At 37.3% G+C, this 817-nt stretch carries 1 protein-coding gene and 1 pseudogene; one reads left to right on the top strand and one right to left on the bottom strand.

All coding sequences use genetic code 11. The features are described from left to right. Positions 1 to 16: 16 nt before the first annotated feature. On the top strand, positions 17 to 484 hold the full coding sequence (gene rnhA, locus ACFIO5_RS11175) for a ribonuclease HI (protein ID WP_011180376.1): 468 nt from the start codon (positions 17 to 19) through the stop codon (positions 482 to 484). A 46-nt stretch (positions 485 to 530) separates the two neighbouring features. Here the strand turns inward: rnhA and ACFIO5_RS11180 are convergent. Further along, positions 531 to 817: pseudogene (locus tag ACFIO5_RS11180) on the bottom strand (protein-disulfide reductase DsbD domain-containing protein); the annotation flags it as partial.

Below are 817 nucleotides of genomic sequence, written 5' to 3' on the forward strand. Positions count from 1 at the left end.
TAGGTTTTTAAATTTTATGTTACATCAACAGAAAGTCGTTGAAATTTATACAGATGGTGCTTGCTCAGGAAATCCTGGAGTTGGAGGGTGGGGAGCGATTTTACGATGGAATGGTCATGAACGTGAGCTTTATGGTGGAGAAGTACAAACGACCAATAATCAAATGGAACTAATGGCGGCACTTTGTGCGTTAAAGGCACTTAAAGAATCTTGTTCGGTCGATCTTTATACGGACTCAGTTTATGTGCGCAACGGTATATCTTTATGGCTTAAAGGATGGAAGAAGAATAATTGGCAGACTGTGTCAAAAAAACCTGTTAAAAATAAAGAGTTATGGCAAGCTCTTGAGGGCGTCTGTTCTTTCCATACTATCAGATGGCACTGGATAAAAGGGCATACTGGTCATCCAGATAATGAGCGTGCAGATGCACTTGCACGTAAGGCAATTGCTGAATATCGCGAAAATGGATGTTTTTCGGCATAGTCTTTGAGATCTTTTCCTTTGATCACGGAATAGAAAGAGGGTTTGATTACAGAGGAACGATGAATGTTCCGCTTAAGGCGTAATCTTTAAAGGAAACCGTGTAAAAAACTGTTTTATTTGTTGTTTTTGGTATGAAATGGATAGGAGCGCTAAAAAGTGTATATTCGGCGGTATCACTTACTTTTTTTGCTGGTCCAATTTGCATTTCTCCTCCATCTAAAAAGAGAGATATCGGTATGATTTTCTTGTTATTTTTTATTTTAATAAAGAGGGTATTTGTCTCTTTTTTAACATTTATTTTTAACTCATGATGTATTGTATGAGGTAAGGCAT

The sequence above is a fragment of the Bartonella sp. AA86SXKL genome (assembly GCF_042196885.1).